Here is a 17,062-nt window from a genome sequence, read left to right on the forward strand (position 1 = left end):
CATATATACACTTAATTGTTGAGAATTAATATCCGTTTAGTAATTATCAGAGTTAATTTTAGAAAAAATTATCTAAATTTGCATTATTTAAACTACAGCACTTCCGGCGGCTATGAGGTACACCCTCAAACCTGAAAGCTATGATAGGATAGGGGTAAGAGGAAAATTGTATTGCATAATAGCCGGAAGCGCTGTAACATCATATTTGTCTAGCGATCGCAATGTTTTAAACATCCTCACGTGGGAATTTTATCCAAATTTGTTGCCACACTTGTGTAAAATCTGATTCAGAAATATTACTACCTCACCAAAATTCTTATAGCACATTAATTAATTTCTTCATCTTGTTCAACTAGTTCAGATTTATCTTGTAACGGCTTTACTACCCGCGCGATCGCTTCTTGAATAAAAGCTTTAATAAATTCATCTCGGCGATTAATTTGAAACTGTTTCTGCACAACTTCCGTCATTCCCCCATCACCCCAGTCTTGATCGTGACGAAAATATTCAATAAAACTTTTACCAGCAATTCGCGTTAAATAAGCTGCTGTCACACCTTGAATCGCCCTACCAATAAGAAAGGTGGCAACATTGAGTTGCAACGCTGTAGATAATAATTGAATTGCTCCCTTAACAATGCCCAAACTAGCTATAGTTTTCGCTAAAGAAAGAGCTAACTCTCGTCCCCGTTCCATATTCAATTCACAGCCGTAGACTCTGCCAATTTCCACAACCATTTGAGCGTTGACTGCGGCTGTCGCCAATAAATCTACTACTGGTATTGGCGTGACTGATACTACACCAGCACCAATCCATTGAAACCGTTCTACGATTTTGTCAGCTTGACGGCGACGCTGGCCATCGATGAGTTTTCGTGCCTCATCTCCCAATCGCAGAGATTGCAAAAGAATGTTATCCGCCACCAAATCTTCACCTTCGGCGCGTAAAACAGCAGCCGTGCGCCGCAGTAAAGGGACAATATCGGGTTCTGGCTGGTAGGTTTCGCCAGTTTCTAGTTGTGCAGATTGAGGATTAGCTGCGATCGCCACCACATCATTAGTAGCAATAAATCCCCGTACCCGTTGACGCAACCTAGCGAGGATGGATTCTTTATCTTCATCTGTATATAAATCGGTTTTGTTGAGAACTAAGAGCGATCGCTTACCAATTTCTGCTAATCCCCGCAACGGCTCATATTCTGAGCGTCGTAAGTCATTATCCACCACAAATAACAATAAATCTGCTTCTGTTGCCAGTTCTCGCGCCATTTGTTCGCGTTCTGTTCCCGCCACACCCGCTTCTAAAATCCCTGGCGTATCTGTAATTAAAATCTTGCGTTCTAATCCCTTCAACCGCAGACAATAGGTTTCTCCAACCTGGGTTGTACCCATAGGTGCATCCACTTGACCCACCATGCGTCCCATAATCGCATTCACTAGGGAAGTTTTGCCAGCACTCCCCGTACCAAATACCACTACTTGAATTTCACCCCGTGCTAAGTTTGCTTCAATCTCCCGCGATCGACTTAATAAAGCCTGACGTGTGACTTCATCTTGAATTTGCGCTACCTGTTGGCGCACAGCTTGGAGAGTTGTAGAAGCAGCGTCAGATTTAGCAGCAGGAATTTGCGCCGCAGTTACTCGCTTTGGGTTGCGGCGCGATCGCTTTTCCCCAGATTGAATTACCAATACATAATAGACAAAAGCCGCAACCAAGGCTCCTATAAGGACAATCAGAAGCAACAGCAGCAAATTGCCAAGCAACGGCGAATAGGACAATTGCCAATAGAGGCGCGATAAGGAATCAATTAGCCATAGGGCTAGCCCCAAAATGACGATCAGACCAACAATTAGCGTTACTATGCGCGACAGAGGCATGGCTAGGAAAGATTAGTGGGTATTTCAGTATGCAGATGCTTCTGATCTTAATAGTTTCAGTCTTTCTTACCAGAGTAGTAAGAAGCAGCTTTTGCAAAATCTGAACCTTTGACGGTGAAACTTAAGGGCACAGCAATGCTGTGCCCCCACAATAAATAATTCTATATGTCAATAAGCTTGGGTTCAGCCTTTTTTCTCCCCCTGCTCTTCTTGTATCAACATTCAGTAGGCAAATACTTCTAATCTTCATAGTTTCAGTATTTTTGACCAGGGTAGAAAAAAGTCCCTTTTGATAAACTGAGAGCGCATTTTAGATTAAATGTGTTCCATTTGCGGCTGGATTTCTTGTCTTTGATGAAAACCACCTAGTAAAAAATTCAACAACGAGTAATACCATGACTGCGATACCTAAATTAAGATACTTTAACTGGGTTCAACAAAGATTCCATCGCCTTAGTATCCGGCAAAAAATTTTTTATGGATACGGTTTGGCTTTGGGAGTTGCAGTTTTAGGAACGACAGCAGGGTTGGTAATAGGCGATCGCTACTTTCAACAAGCCAGACAACAGATTATATTGGTAGACGAAGAAGGAAGCTTGTTAAGTAGTTTGCAAGGCAAACTGTTGGAAATACAGATCCATGAGAAAGAAATACTACCTTTTTTGCAGCAGCCGCAAGCGTTGCAAAGGGGAATCTCTAATTTCAAAACCGATCTGGCGGATGCAGAAACGTTGATTTCTCAGGCACAAGAATTTAGTCAAAGCAGTTCCCAAGAGAATTTACAAGCTCTGTTTACAAAGCATAACAGCACAATAGCCGAATATTTTGAACAACTCAGGTCGCTGATTCGGCAAATTTTGCCATTAACTTCACAGTCGGAGGGAGCTATAAAAACACAGCAATTAATCTCGAAATTCAGCCAAAGTCAGGATGTTCTAAAGTTTTACCAATTTGCCCATGAGTTAACTGATTTTGCCAAAACACTTCAAAAACGCCAACAGGAAGCTCATCTAGCTCAAGAAAAAGCTGCACTCATCCAAGTTAAGATTATTCTTGGTAGTATGCTGCTGTCAATAGCGATCGCTGCTATCCTAGCTTTCTACACCAGTACAATCATTGCTTATCCGATTAAAGCGGTGACAGATATTGCCCAAAGAGTTAGCCAAGAAGCCAATTTTGACTTGCAAGCGCCCGTAATTACTCAAGATGAAGTTGGGGCTTTAACTAATTCCCTTAACCAGCTAATTCGACAGGTGAAGCACCTTTTAGAAGAACAACAAGCTGAGTCCCAAGTCCGATTAATTCAAAGTGAAAAAATGTCTAGTTTGGGAAGAATGCTAGCTGGTGTTGCCCACGAAATTAATAATCCTGTAAATTTTATTTCTGGCAACCTCGTACACGCAAAAAACTATACTGACGATTTATTAGCATTACTGCAAGTATATAAAGCCGAAGTTCCTCAGCCTTCCACTGCCATGCAAACTCTCGCAGAAGAAATTGATTTGGAGTTTCTAGAAGTCGATTTGCCAAAACTCTTTAATTCAATGAAAATTGGCGCTGAACGCACGCGAGAAATTGTCCGAAGTTTGAAAGATTTCTCTCGTTTAGACGATGGAGAAGCGCAGTTAGTCGATCTACACGCTTGTCTAGATAGTACATTATTGATTCTGAATAATCGCTTTAAAAATGGCATTAACCTTGTTCGCAGTTATGGGGAAATTCCCGCGATTCCAGGTTATACAGGTTTACTTTATCAAGTATTTATGAATCTTCTCAGCAATGCACTTGATGCTGTGGAGCAAAAATCGGCTGAGAATCCCGAATTTATACCTGAAATCACTATTATTACCGAATGCTGGGAGAATGATTTGGTGATAGTCCGAATTGCTGACAACGGCCCTGGTATTTCGTCAGAAAATCAGAAAAAGATATTTGAAACATTTTTTACCACCAAACCAAGAGGCATTGGTACTGGTTTAGGGCTAGCGATCGCATCTCAAATTGTGGTAGAAAAACATCAAGGTAAGATTACCTGCCAATCTGAGTTAGATAAAGGTACAGAGTTTGCGTTGGCTCTGCCCACCGCAGGTATAACTTTACCAGTTTCTCATCCTTAAGCTAGTAGCTTTCCAAAGTTAATTTTTTCATAATAATCAACAGCAAGTATAAGGTTGCGTGTTTAAATCTTTTTAGTGGACTGACGAAAGTTTGCCTACACAAACACTTCAAGCCAGTTTTGGCAAGCTTTTTGAGAACAAAGGGAGAAATCAATTTATGGGACTTTTCGATCAAATTCTTGGTGCAGTTGCTAATCCCAATCAACAGGGTAGCTTAGGGCAACTGGGAGGAATTATTAACACTGTACAGCAATTAAGCCAAAGTACTGGTGCAGACCCTTCTACCATTCAATCAGTCTTGTCAATTGTGGGTGGTCAAGTGCGTTCCGCTTTACAAGACAAGCAAGCCACAGATGGTAATGAAGCCGCACAAAGTTTAGTGAATCAATATGCTGGGACTTCACCTAACCCCCAAGCCGTAAATTCGCTATTTTCTCCTCAGATACAACAACAGGTAGCTCAGGTTGCTGCCCAGCGCACTGGATTGGATGCTGGTATAGTTCAACAATTGCTACCTTTAGCAGTACCTTTAGTCCTGAATTTTTTGCAATCAGGTGCAAATGCTCAAAATCCACAAGCTGGCGGGAATCCTGTACTGAATTCCTTCTTAGATGCTGACGGCGATGGTGATGTAGATATCGCTGATGCCATCCAAATGGCTAGTCGGTATATGAGGAAGTAAATAAAAAGGAACTAGGCTTAAACCCTTATGCCTATTGCCTATTTCCTTACCCCAAAGACAATTATTTACGCCCACTAGTTAATACTTTTCCTAACTCCAAACTCCCATTTGCTAAGACATCGGCAATTGGGCCTTGCTAGATATTTAGCTAAAGCATAGGCTGAGAAGATGAGAAATTTGTATGTGAATATAAATCAGACAGTCTATGTCTAAACTTTTTGACTGTATTACAGACGAACTGCAAGACTTTATTGCAGCCCAACACCTTTTCTTTGTTGGCTCTGCACCCTTGAGTCCTACGGGTCATGTTAATCTATCTCCTAAAGGTTTAGGATGCTTTCGCGTTCTCTCTCCCAAACAAGTAGGTTACGTAGACCTTACAGGCAGTGGTAACGAAACCTCAGCCCATTTGCAAGAAAATGGGCGAATAACCTTCATGTTTTGCGCCTTTGAAGAACCCGCGTGTATCTTGCGTCTTTACGGTCAAGGACACACAATTTTACCGAGTTCTCCAGACTGGGACTCTCTCTATTCTAAGTTTTTACCAATGCCTGGAACTCGCCAAATTATCGTCGCTGATATTGAAAAAGTACAGACTTCTTGTGGTTTTGGCGTACCACTTTATGAATATCGGGGTCAGCGCCAGACTTTAGTAAACTGGGCTAGTAAAAAAGGTGAAGAGGGAGTTCGAGAATATCAACAGAAGAAAAATCTTGTCAGCATTGACGGTTTACCAACACCACTGAGTAAATTATCCTAAATTTTACAAAAGTGGGCTTTGGGGCATGAGTTATGGATTATTCTATTCGTCCATTGACACAGTTGATTTTGCTTCTAGGGAACTCCAAAAAATAAATTATCCAATCTCTATACTTCACTATGATTTTGCCTCCCCCTACTCCCTGTCCCCCTGCCCTTAAAGCGATGGGATATTTTTTTATTTGGAAGTCCCTTATGACCCTTTTGGGTTGGTATCACCAGCAATTATGGCTTGAAATAAGTTTCCAAGTAAAGAGAAAAATGCCGAAACTAACACTACCAGCATCAAACTAGCAAGGGCAGCAAAGGGAGAAATGATGAATAAGAGTAACAGTCCAAGCATCAAAATCGTTAGTAATGTCTTATTCATCTTTTTTCATCTTTAATAGTTGCTATTCTCAAGTTAACCAACTGATCTATGAACTTGACCACAGCCAATAGAAGGAATTAGTCTTAGTTCTCTGGTAAGAATTTGCAAACTAATTGAATGCCAAAGTTTAATTTAGAAATCAAAAATTGTACCGCTATAGTTTTGCAGTCATAGCACTTTCTGATTCTTTAGCACAGCAGTTACAAAAAATTATCCTACACCTTCTCCTTTGCTGCTGGCACAATGCCCAACTTATTTAAACCTGCATCGATTTCTTTAAGTAGTTTAAAATCGTCCTCTGGTAGGGGATAGCTGCTACTGCTGAATAAACCCCCACAAACAGCAGGCTGCTTTTCCAAAAAAGAGAAAGCTTGACGAAACTGATAAGCTTGGGCTTTTATCGGTGCATCAAAGTGGCAGGGAATAATCCATTCGAAGTCCCAACTAGCAACTTTATCAGCCCAGTCAATGGTTTCTTGTGGTGCGCGGTTGAGAATCAACGTCTGTAGAATTGGTGCAACAAACAACCGTCCATCACCTCGCAGGGCATCAAACGATCGCAGCCAATCTGGATGCCATTGAAAGGGGTACAATCCAAAATAAGCTTTCCTTGAGCGTTCTGAGGCTTTCAAGGCATCTTGCAACACCTGATTCCATTGGGGTATATTTAGTGCGCTTGGTTGAAAGTACAAAGCAAACAGACAGATGCGCTGCCAACCCTTACGGCGATTTACCTGAATGTCTGCAACAATATCAGAAGCACGATCCTTGGCATGGAATAGTAGGGGATATGGATCTAATAAAACGATCGCAGGTGGATCGTCTGGGATAGAGAGTATAGAATCTGTTACTAAAAGAGTATGCGATCGCTTGTGAAAAAAAGCAACTTCCGCAAATCGACCAGGGCCAAGGTCGATGGGGCCCAGCATCGCATAATCAAACTCGTCAGCAAAGGGTGTTTTGCTACTATCTTCTGGGAGTACCTGAGTCCGTTTTGGGGGTAAACCAAGCCAGCTAAGGGGCAGATTTAGCGGGAAACTCCACTGATGGGGAGCTACAAATACCTGTGAAGTCGGAAAATATCTGGCGAAAGGGCCGACGAATACCTTATGTTCTATGCCGGAGATAGTCGGCAGGATGATGTACTTAACATTACCGTGTTCCGCCACCAACTCATTCACAAGCCGGATACACTCTGGGGTTGGTGCAACAGGCGCATAGATAAGAAGACCCCCAGCTTCGAGTTTAACTACAGTCATGCGAATCGGCACAACTACGTAGAAAATGCCCTGAATCTGGTCAAAATTCCAGATTGTCTCCTTAATCACTTCTTTGCGGATTGTCTGCCGCCTGCCATAAGGGTAGAGTGGCAGAACAGGCCATAATCCCCATGAAAAGTCTTTTGGATTTATCTGTTGTGCATTGACTATGCGTTCATCATCAGCCACTCTGCAACCCCTCCAAATTCCCTGCTCAAATTGTTTTTATTTACTATCCCCAAAGTTGGAGTTTAGCAAATTGTTGAGATCATCAGATCAATTCTTCATTCTTAATTGTAATTCGTAATATTTTCTGCGTAGTTCATTCTCGATAAAATTATGAGTAAATATAAAATTTTAAAACCCGATCAAAGTTACACTTTTAGTCAATACTTTTTGTTACCTAATCCAACAATAGATGTAGTAGCTGAGTTTGAGTACAGTTACGAACGCACAGAACTAAAATTACCAAGATACTTTGCTGAGATTAGCTATCTAGAATTTTTGCAAAATTACTTAAAGCGCAATATAAAGCTTTTTAACCCAACGACTGAGATATCAATCAGAGAATTTATGATTGCTCCTATCCTTGCTGAAATCTGCGATCAAATAAAAGCTCAACTATATAGTGAGTATCCAATTAATGTCGATGAAAAGCTCAAAGTGACTTTAGATTATTATTTACATAAATCTAACTTTTTATTGGTAATTGAAGCAAAACAATCAGATATTAGAAGAGAGTTTACACAACTCGCAGTAGAATTAATCGCTTTGGAGCAGACTCTAGACGATCAATCATCAATTTTATTTGGTGCAGTTAATAATGGACATGACTGGAAGTTTGGTACACTCGATATACAACAAAAGCTAATTACAGAAGATATTAAACTTTATCGTGTTCCTGAAGGTTTAGAAGATTTGGTAAGAGTATTAGTAGGCATCCTTTCATCTGAGGCTTGACAGAAGTTGTAAATATTCCTACAGATCATATTTAAAAGGATTGTTCATACTTGCTCTCAAAAACTGTTGTTCCCAGGTTATGCTTGCAAAAAAGCCTAAAGTAAATGTATGTTATTATGACTGATCCACAGCGATATGAAGAGAATAATGAAAAAGCATTGAAAAAATTAGCTTGGACAATTCAAGCTTCTCAATGCCAGTTTAAGCTGATTCTTGCACGGTGTAATTATGCTAGTCTATACGATACCCTGATAGAAAAATTACATAAAATTTGTGAATGTGATATTAACGTTTTCCATCTAAAGGAATCCGAAATGGATCTTTATAATATCATGCGTGAAGAATCCAATGATGAGGTACAAGTCTTAATGATTCTAGGTTTAGAATCCTTATACAATCTACCTCAGTTTTGGACTTCGGCTAATTATATGCACAAGGAGTTTTTCAATAATTTTTCTTTTCCTCTAGTGCTGTGGATCAACAACGATGTTTATCAGCAGATGATGCAGTTAGCTCCAGATTTGGAGAATTGGGCGACTACGATAAATTTCCTATCCTGTCTATTTCCATCAAGCTAATTCCTCCGATTTAGAGTTCTCTGTGCAATTTCTTTTAGTTCTGGCGAAGTTAGTGGAGCCAAGTAATCAAAAATCTTCTTATTACGAATAAATTCATTACTATAAAAAAAAGTATTATTGCAAGCGTAAGCAGATAGATTTAAAGGAAAATCATCTTGATCGGAACCTCTAATATTGACATCTGCGCCAGCCTTAACTAGCAATTTAACTATATCTAGAGATTCTTCAAAAACTGCATATATTAAAGGACTCCAATAAAGTTCGCTGCTGTCTCTAGCATTGATATCTTGCTGAACGGAAATAAGAGCTTGAACTTCTTCCAAGTAATGAAAGCGAATTGCTCGAATCAGTGCTTCGGCAAAATCTTCATCAGGTATAATGTAGTCTCCATACATTATTTTTTCCTCCTGCTAGTTTTTAGAATTATTTAGTACAAGTAAGTGAGCGTAAGTAACTAACTAAAGGTTTGTAGTAAGCGGCTCTTGGTAATTTAGACATATTGCAAGAATAGCGATGACTCATTACATTTTAAAAGCTACCAAGGAAACTGTACATCTGGGTGGTTTCTGCCATCTGCTAGAACCAGCACTCACTATTGATTCTGGTGATACGGTTGATGTGGAAACTTATACTGGGTACTATGTTTACGACAAAGCACCACCTGAATTTGTCACGCCAGAATTTCTCGATATCTGCCAAAATCTTTTACCAGAACGCAAGATTGCTGGGGGGCCGCATTTACTCACAGGGCCGATTTATATACGTGATGCCGAACCAGGGGATATTTTAGAAGTACAATTAGATGCGATCGCACCTAGTGTACCCGTTGGCTTCAATGCCATTCGTACAGGCTGGGGAGCTTTACCACATCAGTTTCCTCAACCTGCTTTAAGATTCATTCCTCTAGATTTAGCAAACAATATCGCGGAATTTCCGGCGGGTGCTGGCATAAAAATTCCCCTCAAACCGTTTTTTGGAATTCTTGGTGTCGCTACTCCAGAAACCTCCCGAACTTCTGTCCCACCAGGTTCTTACGGTGGTAATATCGACAACCGGGAATTACAAGCTGGTTCTCGTTTATTTTTGCCAATTTTCGTACCAGGTGCATTATTTTCTATTGGTGATGGACATTCTGCACAGGGAGATGGCGAAGTAAATGTTACCGCCATTGAAACTTCCATGAATGGTAGAATTACCCTCAAACTTCGCAAGGATTTAAAACTGACAACACCAATTGCTGAAACTCCAACTCATATCATTACAATGGGGTTTGCCCAAACCTTAGATGAAGCTTTAGAATTAGCTTTAAAAAACATGATTGATTTTCTGGAACGCTTTGCAAATTTGTCGCCAGAAGATGCTTATGTGTTATGTAGTTTAGCTGTGAATTTTCATATCACTCAAGTTGTGAACAGTCCCCAAAAAGGTGTGCATGGAATGCTGCCTAAATCAATTTTTTCCAAGAAAATTAATTTATAATTTGTGAGAATTGAAATGCCCAGATTCCCGATTGATTTAAGAAGTCGGAAATCTTGTTGCTCAGGAAGCTTGTAAATTTATAGGTGCTATATCTTTCCAAGACTCTGATTCATTAGCAGCGCACTAAAGATCATATTTTTCTTGGAGATTTAACCAAAGTTCAGGAGTAGTTTGCAAAGCAATAGCCAAACGAAGCGCCATATTCGGCGTAACACTTGCTTGCTCGTTAACTATCTCAGATACAGTTTTACGAGACACATTAAGAATATCAGCAAAGTTAGTAATTGTGATATTTAGCGGTTCCAGGTACTAACGCTTGATTAATCCGCCAGGATGTATAGGTTTTCTTTTTGCAATCATCCTTAACTCTTAATGATAGGTGTTCGCTATTTACTGAACACCTGAAGAATTTAGTTAAGCTTCAGCAATATCTTTGTTAAGCCAGCGCCTAACTGCTGAACAGATTCTTGCTGTTTAGCATCTTTTAATGTCCCATCACCATTAAAGGCTTCGTAAGCTTTGGTTACTGCTATTTGGTCGGGAAGTACCAAAACTTTGATGTTTCCCAAAATAGACCGCAGGTGAACCAAGCCACGCAAACCACCAAGAGCGCCTGGGGAAGCACTCATAATAGTAGCAACCTTACCTGCAAAAGCAGCCAATGGTGCTTCATTTGGGGCTGGACGGGATGCCCAGTCAATGGCATTCTTCAAAACTGCTGTGAGTGAACTGTTATATTCCGGCGAAGCAATCAGCAATCCTTGATGAGAAATCATCAAGTCCTTAAAAGTGCGGGCGTTGGCAGGTAGTCCTTCTTGAGCTTCCAAATCTTCATCATACAGAGGTAGAGGCAAATCGCGCAGGTCTATATAAGTCACTTCTGCGCCTGTCGCCTGAGCGCCAGATGCCGCGATTTTTACCAATTTTTTGTTGTAAGAATCAATCCGAGTGCTGCCGGCAAAGGCAAGGATTTTAGGTGTAGATGCCATAGTTCTAGATTGAATGGGAAGAATTAATCTGTTCAGTTGCATTATCCTGTTTTCAGGCGATCGCTATTTGCTACCTTTAGATTTTCTTTAGAAACCACTCAACTGAGAACCTCGGTAAACCAATCTGGAAACAATACGGTAGTATCTGAATAATCTAAGTTTTGTTGGGCAAAGGCGGATTTATGTTCCAAGAGATTGCTGCTCAAATTACTTTTTCTGACTCATTTCCATATTTAGTTACAGCTTTAGGCATTACTAGCACAGCGGGAATATTTGGTTGGCGGTGGTGGAAACAAAAGAACACTTACAAATCTCTACAGTCCTTGCCCTCTCCTAAAAGGCACTGGCTATTAGGAAATATTCCTCAAGTATTAGCAGCAGTGAAAGAGAAGAAATTCTTCCAACTATTGTTTGATTGGAGCCAGCAGCTAGGCCCAATGTATGTTTACTGGGCTGGCTTTCCAGTTCTCGTTTTGAGTAAACCAAAAATTATCGAAGACACCATTGTTAATGGGATGAGAGACGGTAGCCTAATTAGGTCACAGCGAGCGAGCAAAGCTTGGAACGACATTGGTGGGCCCATTCTTTTAGGTCAAAATGGAAGTGAGTGGCAGTACAGACGCAAGGCTTGGAACCCTGAATTTAGTTCTAGTGGTCTTTCCAAATATGTGGAAATTATTAGTCACGCTTGCGAACAAGTAATTGAGAAAATTCAGTCAAATGCCTCGCCAGAAGTTCAGGTAGATCCTCTATTTGTAGAACTAACAATGAGGGTGATTTCCTCTCTTGTACTGGGTATTCCTGTAGATAAAAACATTCCTACTCATGAAGGACAACCCCTTGATGTTCTCAAGGTGTACGAGGCGATGTCTATTGTCGGCTATCGCTTTCTACGGGTAGCTACTGGCGAGAAGATATGGATGAAGTATCTGCCAACTAAGAACTCACGAGATTATTGGGCAGCAAGGCGATATTTAGAAGAGTTTATTACTCCCCGTGTAGACTTAGCTTTACAGATGAGAGAACAAAATCAGACCGATTTACCACAGGTAAGTCCTTTGTTCCAAGAATCAATGTTAGTGAAAATAGCTGCCAAAGAACCAAAATACAATCGGGAAACACTGATAGCAGAAGTTATTGAACTTTTAATCGCTGGTACTGATACCACGGCTCATACTTTATCTTTTGCAATAGGAGAGTTGGCCTTAAATCCAAGAGTTTTTCAGCAAGCACAGGCCGTTGTTGACCAAGCTTGGGAAAGTCAAGGCAGTATTAATGGAGAAAGCCTCAAGGAATTGAATTACATCCGCGCTATTCTCAAGGAAACTTTGCGCCTTTATTCCGTCGCCTCTGGCTCGACTTCATTGGAGGCTCAACGTGACACTGTTATTGAGGGTACGGTTATTCCTCGTGGCACGAAAATATTCTGGTCAATGCTTGCTGCTGGACGAGATCCAGAAGTCTATTCGCATCCCGATGAATTTCTGCCGGAGCGTTGGTTAGACAAGAGTAAGGAAAATAGTCAACTGCCAATGATAGACTTTGGCTCAGGTTCTCATCGTTGCTTGGGAGAGCATTTGTCAATGCTAGAAGGAACGATGATGCTGGCACTACTGCTTTACTACTTTGACTGGGAGTTGGTCAACGGTCGCTCATCTCTGGAACAGTTACAGCAAAACCTTTTGATTTATCCGCCTGATAGAATGCCGGTGCGTTTTCGGTTGAGAAAGTAGGGATAATAACGGCGGTTGACGCATTCATTGCCATTGCAGGATATTGCCAAATTTGATTTGCGATCGCGAGTTCAGTGAGTGCGCTGAAGGATTTACAAGAGGAATATTTAGCCCAATGGACAGCTTATGAACCAATGTCATGTTTACTAGAAGCTTGGACATTAACCAAACCTTTATGTGCTTTACATCATGCAGTTTCATATCAGCATATTGTCGCTTGTTTAGAACCAAGGGCAAAACAAGAGTTGAGTAAGGCTTTGCCCCATTTTCTGCGAGAGCTTTTAAAATGCACAATTGAACTGGTTGAAAAATAATGAGTATAGGCTTAAACTTGGCTGAACTTACCAGAGTAAAGTTCATCAGACACTTCTTTGAGTTTTGGTTCAACTACTGTCAAATGTTGCTCCAAAATTGCCAAATTGCGAATATTAGACTTATAGAAAGCATCAAATAAATCACCCACTAAAGGCACAGTACCAACGACTGTTTCCAAACCAACATTAAAAATCATTTTGGCTAAATCTTGACGTGGAATGCCAAAACGGGTAGCTAAAAATATGATGTAAGCTGAAAACGCTGTACTGATTAAATCACCAGCACCTGGAACCAAACCGATAATTGGGTCTATTCCAATACGAAAACCTGTTAGAGGGATGCGTATAGATGTATCCATCAAACGGCTGAGTTTGCGGATGCGATTGAGAGTAGCGAGGCGTTTAGCAGCGTCCATAGTTTCTGATATTTACACTACTCTTAATTTGCACAATTTCTAATTATTTGTCTTGTACCGTCAGAAAGAAATGCCAAACCTTCGCCCTGTTTTAGAAAAGTTTCAAGAATACAAAAAAGCGGCGAATTTCAGATGTTCTACAGCATTTTTTCCAAGAACTGCTTGGCGCGATCGCACTGAGGATTTTGAAAAAACTCGCCAGGGGTAGTATCTTCTGCTAAACTTCCCTGGTCGAGGAACATAATCCGATTGGCAACTTCTTTGGCAAAGCCCATTTCATGGGTAACGATCGCCATTGTCATTCCAGATAGCGCTAAAGCTTTCATCACTTCTAGGACATCCTTAACCATTTCGGGATCTAGTGCAGAGGTGGGTTCATCAAACAAAATCATCTCAGGTTCCATTGCTAATGCACGGGCGATCGCTACTCGCTGTTTTTGTCCCCCAGATAATTTGGAGGGATAGACAGACACTTTTTCTTCTAAACCTACCTTAGCAAGCAATTCTAAGCCATGTTGTTCTGCTTTTTGCTTGTTTATTCCTTTTACCTTTATAGGTGCGTAGGTGACATTTTGCAGCACATTCATGTGGGGAAACAAATTAAAATGCTGAAATACCATCACCAAATGCTGGCGCACTTTAGCGATGTTTGCTTTAGGCTTGGTAATTTCTTGGTCATGAAAGTAGATTCTGCCTCTGGTGGGTTGTTCTAGCAAGTTTATGCATCGCAGAAAGGTAGATTTCCCTGAACCAGAAGGGCCTAATATGGCAACCACTTCGCCTTGGTAAAACTCAGTGGAAATATCTTTGAGTACGTCGAGTTTGCCAAAGGATTTAGATAAGAATTCCGTGCGAATTACTACATTATTCACTTTCCCGTAACCTCCTTTCTAAAGCTGATGCACCCAAAGTCATACCCATCACCAAAACATAGTAGATTAAACCTGCAAATAACAGTGGTTCAAAATAAATATATTTGTTTGCACCAACAATTTGGGCACTGCGTAATATTTCCACCACCCCAATGGTTGACACCAGCGCGGAATCTTTGAGCAATCCGATAGTTTCATTTACCAATGCTGGGAGAATGTTCTTCAATGCTTGCGGTAAAATCACATCCCACATCATCAACCAAAAAGGAACACCCATAGACATCGCTGCTTCACTTTGCCCTTTATCCACCGCTTGAATCCCACCTCTGATGGTTTCCGACATATAAGCGCCAGAATTCAGGGTAAAAGTTAACACCCCTGCTTGCAATGCGGAAATGTCATAGCCTGTAAGCTGGGGTGTTGCGTAGTAAACCAACGCCAACTGTAATAACAAAGGTGTACCTCGAAAAACAGAGGTGTAGGCGTTAGCAACCCAGGTAAGCGGTTTGATACCAAGAATTTTTAATAGAGATAGTATTGTTCCCCAGATTAACCCCAAGGTTACAGATAATAGCGTGAACAACAAAGTTAAAGGGATTCCCCACAAAATAAAGGGAATATCTGGAAGAATTCTGGTAAAGTCTAGATTCAATCCGCCTTTGACAGGAGTTGAAGATGCAGGATTGGCGGCGGTATTCTCTGAAAACCATTTGGCGACAAGTTTATTCAATGTGCCATCGTCCTTCATTTGTTGAAGAACTTTGTTAAAGGGTTCTACAAAAGAAGAACCTTTAGGAAAAGCGATCGCAGATCCACTTGCTTCCTCTGAGGGAATTGTATTAAATTCTAAATCTGGGTTAGCTTGGGCAAATCCCTTAGCGACGGTATCCTCAACAATTGCGGCATCAATCCGCCCAGATTTGATTTCTTGAACTACTTCCGGCACTCTGTTGAGTTGTTTTAGCTGAATACCCGCAACTTTTTTAGCAATTTTCTGGGCATTTTGTTCCTGTATCGTTCCTAGTTGTACCCCAACCTTTTTTCCTGATAAATCTTGGGGCTGCTTGAGGTTGCTACCTTTGGAAGCGACAATAGTATCTTTGGCTTCGTAATAAATAATTGAAAAATCAATATTTTTCTGACGTTCTGGAGTCGGAGTCATCCCAGCCATTACAAAGTCAGCGCGATTTGCTTGGAGTGCAGGGATCAATCCATTAAAATCGGATTCCATTATTTGAAGTTTAAACCCTAGCTTTTCAGCCAGGGTTTTGGCAATATCTATATCAAAGCCAACGATTTGGCGTAGGCGTAGCCCGTCGTAGACATCGCCTCCTTTAGTATCATAAAACTCATAAGGGGGATAATCTGGGGAAGTAATCATCGTCAGGGTGTCTTTCCCTAAAGATGAGACAGCTTTGAGAGAATTGTTATGTCCGATGATGATGCTGATTACTACTGCTACAACTAGTATTGTTGATAGCCATACTTTTTTCTTCATAAAGTTGATAATTATATAATTTAAATTCTGCACCTTAAACGCGTAAAATCGTGGTTTAAAATTTAAACGCAAAGGGGCGCGGAGGTAAGCGCAGAGGTACGCAGAGAATTTTTTATGAATTAATGAAATGTTGTAATTAGAGACTGTTAAATTCTGACTTTGGTCGCCTCCAGCAGCTTAACGCTGGCATAAATAGCATCAATATAAGGTGTGGGAATTTGAGTAAGTTTTCCCAATTCTGCCACCGCGCCAACAATAGCGTCTATCTCCGTAGCGCGTCCGGCTTCAATATCTTGTAGCATAGATGTTTTATGGGCACCAACATTTTCTGCCCCATTAATTCGCTGCTCTAAACTAATACCAAACTTTATACCCAATTTTTCTGCGATCGCTTGAGTTTCTGTCATCATTTGCCGCGCTAGTTCACGCGTGAGGGGATAGCGGCAAATATCCTCTAAAGTAGCACCAGTCAGGGCACTAATCGGATTAAATGCCACATTACCCCACAACTTGATCCAAATTTCCGTGCGAATTTGATTGCGGATTGGTGCTTTGAATCCTGCCTGTTTTAAAGTCTGCGCCAGTAATTGGATGCGATCGCTTTTACTACCATCGATTTCACCGAGAGTAAAGCGATCACCTTCAATATGTTTGATCATACCCGGTTCAATTATCTCTGTTGCCGGATAAACCACACAACCAATAGCGCGTTCAACACCGATACTAGCTTCAATAATCCCATCTGGATCGACAGATTGAATCCGCGTACCTTCATACTCACTACCATGTTGACGAAAGTACCACCAAGGAACGCCATTTTGGGCTGTCACCACCATCGTGTGAGCATCGTAGAGTGCAGGGAGAAAAGGTGCGATCGCAGGCACACTGTGAGCCTTGACAGTTAAAATTACTACATCCTGTGGTCCCGCTTCCTGAATATTGCTAGTTGCCAGAGACGGAGTAGCAATTTGGCTAGAACCGTCTGCCATGAGCAGCTTCAGCCCATTTTTTTGAATCGCCTCTAAATTGGAACCACGTGCAATCAGCGTCACTGCTTCCCCTGCCAGTGCCAGTTTTGCCCCTAAATATCCACCGATTGCACCTGCGCCAACAATACAGATTTTCATTTTGTTTAGGGATAGTTAGCAAATAATCAATT

Annotated in this window: 18 protein-coding genes; 8 read left to right on the forward strand and 10 right to left on the reverse strand. The window is 41.0% G+C overall.

The annotated features are described in order from the left end of the window. Positions 1-326: 326 nt before the first annotated feature. Positions 327-1,877, reverse strand: coding sequence for a YcjF family protein (locus GNF10_RS13515; RefSeq protein ID WP_185586234.1), 1,551 nt, complete (start codon positions 1,875-1,877; stop codon positions 327-329). A 395-nt stretch (positions 1,878-2,272) separates the two neighbouring features. Between GNF10_RS13515 and GNF10_RS13520 the strand changes: the two genes are divergently transcribed. The 3 genes from GNF10_RS13520 to GNF10_RS13530 all read left to right on the forward strand — a co-directional run bounded on the left by GNF10_RS13520 (position 2,273) and on the right by GNF10_RS13530 (position 5,436). Then, a complete protein-coding gene (locus tag GNF10_RS13520) occupies positions 2,273-3,994 on the forward strand; it encodes an ATP-binding protein (protein WP_185586233.1) in 1,722 nt (573 codons plus the stop codon). Between the two features lie 157 nt (positions 3,995-4,151). Then, complete coding sequence (locus tag GNF10_RS13525) at positions 4,152-4,676, forward strand: DUF937 domain-containing protein (protein ID WP_185586232.1); 525 nt, start codon at positions 4,152-4,154, stop codon at positions 4,674-4,676. Positions 4,677-4,881: 205 nt separating this feature from the next. After that, on the forward strand, positions 4,882-5,436 hold the full coding sequence (locus tag GNF10_RS13530) for a pyridoxamine 5'-phosphate oxidase family protein (protein WP_185586231.1): 555 nt from the start codon (positions 4,882-4,884) through the stop codon (positions 5,434-5,436). A gap of 192 nt (positions 5,437-5,628) precedes the next feature. Here the strand turns inward: GNF10_RS13530 and GNF10_RS13535 are convergent, their stop codons facing one another. Then, positions 5,629-5,805 (reverse strand): hypothetical protein, encoded by a 177-nt coding sequence (locus GNF10_RS13535; RefSeq protein WP_185586230.1) that lies wholly within the window; start codon positions 5,803-5,805, stop codon positions 5,629-5,631. 215 nt (positions 5,806-6,020) lie between these two features. Then, positions 6,021-7,253: a DUF4336 domain-containing protein gene (locus GNF10_RS13540; protein ID WP_185586229.1), complete on the reverse strand. Its 1,233-nt coding sequence runs from the start codon at positions 7,251-7,253 to the stop codon at positions 6,021-6,023. A 150-nt stretch (positions 7,254-7,403) separates the two neighbouring features. Here GNF10_RS13540 and GNF10_RS13545 point away from each other — a divergent pair, with 150 nt between their 5' ends. Then, the gene (locus GNF10_RS13545; protein ID WP_185586228.1) at positions 7,404-8,024 is read left to right on the forward strand and encodes a hypothetical protein; all 621 of its coding nucleotides are present in this window, start codon (positions 7,404-7,406) and stop codon (positions 8,022-8,024) included. A gap of 116 nt (positions 8,025-8,140) precedes the next feature. Beyond that, positions 8,141-8,602: a hypothetical protein gene (locus GNF10_RS13550; protein ID WP_185586227.1), complete on the forward strand. Its 462-nt coding sequence runs from the start codon at positions 8,141-8,143 to the stop codon at positions 8,600-8,602. On the opposite strand, the gene GNF10_RS13555 is transcribed toward GNF10_RS13550, so the two are convergent. After that, positions 8,599-8,997, reverse strand: a complete 399-nt coding sequence (locus tag GNF10_RS13555) for an ankyrin repeat domain-containing protein (protein WP_185586226.1) — start codon at positions 8,995-8,997, stop codon at positions 8,599-8,601. The genes GNF10_RS13550 and GNF10_RS13555 overlap by 4 nt on opposite strands. A 118-nt stretch (positions 8,998-9,115) precedes the next feature. Here GNF10_RS13555 and GNF10_RS13560 point away from each other — a divergent pair, with 118 nt between their 5' ends. After that, positions 9,116-10,081 (forward strand): acetamidase/formamidase family protein, encoded by a 966-nt coding sequence (locus GNF10_RS13560; RefSeq protein ID WP_185586225.1) that lies wholly within the window; start codon positions 9,116-9,118, stop codon positions 10,079-10,081. 123 nt (positions 10,082-10,204) lie between these two features. On the opposite strand, the gene GNF10_RS13565 is transcribed toward GNF10_RS13560, so the two are convergent. Both GNF10_RS13565 and GNF10_RS13570 read right to left on the reverse strand, forming a co-directional pair. Then, positions 10,205-10,387, reverse strand: a complete 183-nt coding sequence (locus GNF10_RS13565) for a HigA family addiction module antitoxin (RefSeq protein WP_260445824.1) — start codon at positions 10,385-10,387, stop codon at positions 10,205-10,207. Positions 10,388-10,491: 104 nt separating this feature from the next. Further along, positions 10,492-11,070, reverse strand: coding sequence for an NADPH-dependent FMN reductase (locus tag GNF10_RS13570; RefSeq protein WP_185586236.1), 579 nt, complete (start codon positions 11,068-11,070; stop codon positions 10,492-10,494). Between the two features lie 182 nt (positions 11,071-11,252). Between GNF10_RS13570 and GNF10_RS13575 the strand changes: the two genes are divergently transcribed. Both GNF10_RS13575 and GNF10_RS13580 read left to right on the forward strand, forming a co-directional pair. Beyond that, the gene (locus GNF10_RS13575; RefSeq protein WP_185586224.1) at positions 11,253-12,803 is read left to right on the forward strand and encodes a cytochrome P450; all 1,551 of its coding nucleotides are present in this window, start codon (positions 11,253-11,255) and stop codon (positions 12,801-12,803) included. Between the two features lie 74 nt (positions 12,804-12,877). Then, positions 12,878-13,117, forward strand: a complete 240-nt coding sequence (locus tag GNF10_RS13580) for a hypothetical protein (protein ID WP_185586223.1) — start codon at positions 12,878-12,880, stop codon at positions 13,115-13,117. 11 nt (positions 13,118-13,128) lie between these two features. Here GNF10_RS13580 and GNF10_RS13585 read toward each other — a convergent pair whose 3' ends face one another. From GNF10_RS13585 to GNF10_RS13600, 4 genes are all read right to left on the reverse strand, one after another. Further along, positions 13,129-13,533, reverse strand: a complete 405-nt coding sequence (locus GNF10_RS13585) for a DUF4112 domain-containing protein (RefSeq protein ID WP_185586222.1) — start codon at positions 13,531-13,533, stop codon at positions 13,129-13,131. Positions 13,534-13,670: 137 nt separating this feature from the next. Beyond that, positions 13,671-14,405 (reverse strand): amino acid ABC transporter ATP-binding protein, encoded by a 735-nt coding sequence (locus GNF10_RS13590; protein ID WP_185586221.1) that lies wholly within the window; start codon positions 14,403-14,405, stop codon positions 13,671-13,673. Next, entirely contained in the window at positions 14,398-15,903 is a 1,506-nt protein-coding gene (locus GNF10_RS13595) for an ABC transporter permease subunit (RefSeq protein ID WP_185591941.1), read from the reverse strand. The genes GNF10_RS13590 and GNF10_RS13595 overlap by 8 nt, the downstream gene beginning before the upstream one ends. 146 nt (positions 15,904-16,049) lie before the next feature. Beyond that, the gene (locus tag GNF10_RS13600; protein ID WP_185582228.1) at positions 16,050-17,030 is read right to left on the reverse strand and encodes a 2-dehydropantoate 2-reductase; all 981 of its coding nucleotides are present in this window, start codon (positions 17,028-17,030) and stop codon (positions 16,050-16,052) included. Positions 17,031-17,062 lie beyond the last annotated feature (32 nt).

This window comes from Nostoc sp. UCD121, from assembly GCF_014222285.1.
Classification (GTDB): Bacteria; Cyanobacteriota; Cyanobacteriia; order Cyanobacteriales; family Nostocaceae; genus Nostoc.